Consider the following 1,429-nt stretch of genomic DNA (forward strand, 5'->3'; position numbering starts at 1 on the left):
TGGCCGAGCCGGTCGACGAGGTCGAGGTCATGTAGGTGAGGTCGTCGAGGCCGGTCATGCCGTCCTCGATAATCGTCGTCACCGATTTCTCGACGGTTTCAGCGCTGGCGCCGCGATAGGTGGCGTTGATGCGCACCGTGGTCGGCGCGATATCCGGATACTGCGAGATCGACAGCGTGAAGATCGCCAGCACGCCCGCGAGCATGATCGTGATCGCTATGACCCACGCAAAGATCGGACGTCGGATGAAAAACTTGGCCATTGGCTAATTCCTGTACGGCTCGGATCAATGATCGACGCGTTACTTCGCGGCGGGCTTCTGCGCGTCGCCGGCGGCGGCTGGAGGCGCCACGGGCACGACGATACCCTTGTCATTGATCTTCATCTCGGTCGGCTTGACCGGCATGCCCGCGGTGATCGACTGAAGTCCGGAGACGATCAGCTGATCGCCGTCCTTGACGCCATCGGTCACCAGCCATGCATTGTTGGATGGCGATGCGTTTTCGAAGATGCGGTTTTCGACCTTGCCATCCGCGGAAACGAACTGAGCCGACAGCTCACCATTGGCATTGCGGCTGGTCGCGAGCTGGGGCAGGGCGAAGCCGTTTTCGGAACCGAGTTCCAGCGTCGCGCGGACATACATGCCCGGCAGGATGATGCGGTCGGGATTGGGGAAGCGCACGCGGATGGTGAAGGTGCCCGTTGTCTCGCTGACAACCGACTTCGACATGTCGAGCGTGCCCTTCTCACCGTATTCCTTGCCGTTTTCGAGGATCAGGCGGAAGGCGTCGTTGCCGCTGGTGCCCTTGATCTCGCCATCGGCGATCGCGCTGCGCAGACGCAGCAGGTTGGTGCTCGATTCCGTCAGAAGGATATAGGCCGGGTCGAGCTGACGAACGGTGGTCAGCGCCGTGGTCTGGTTGGCGGAGACGACGTTGCCGACGTTGTAGGCCGTCTGGTCGATCACGCCATCGAAGGGCGCGACAATCTTGGTGTGGTCGAGATCGATCTCGGCGGCCGAAAGGGCGGCCTTCGCCGATTCGACCTCGGCCTGGGCCTGCAGGAGGTTGGTCTTGGCGGTTTCGAACTCGATCTGCGTGGCGCCGGAGCCGACCAGGCGCTGGTAGCGGTCGAAATTGCTCTGCGCGCTCGGCACGCTGGCCTCGGCCTTGGCGATGGCGGCGCGCGCCTGGGCGACGGCCGCGACGTAGGGGGCGTCTTCGATCTGGTAGAGAACGTCGCCCTTCTTCACCTCGCCGCCTTCGCGGAAGGTGATGTCGCGGATGAGGCCGCTGACCTGCGGACGGATGTCGGCGGTCTGAAACGCCTCGGCGCGGCCGGGAAGGATGGTCGTAACCGGGAAGTCGCCCTTCTTCAGCGTGATCACGCCAACGGCGGCCGCCTGCTGAGCCGCTCCGGCGCCGCCGGC

At 64.0% G+C, this 1,429-nt stretch carries 2 protein-coding genes; both read right to left on the bottom strand.

Annotation, left to right across the window (positions count from 1 at the left end; all coding sequences use genetic code 11):
* Positions 1-262: efflux RND transporter permease subunit (locus tag B3605_RS21795; RefSeq protein WP_296436007.1), on the bottom strand; the 262-nt coding region annotated here is incomplete at its 3' end.
* A 39-nt stretch (positions 263-301) separates the two neighbouring features.
* The coding region (locus B3605_RS21800; protein ID WP_296436009.1) for an efflux RND transporter periplasmic adaptor subunit at positions 302-1,429 on the bottom strand (1,128 nt) is incomplete at its 5' end.

This window comes from Rhizobium sp. UBA1881, from assembly GCF_002338015.1.
GTDB lineage: Bacteria > Pseudomonadota > Alphaproteobacteria > Rhizobiales > Rhizobiaceae > Rhizobium.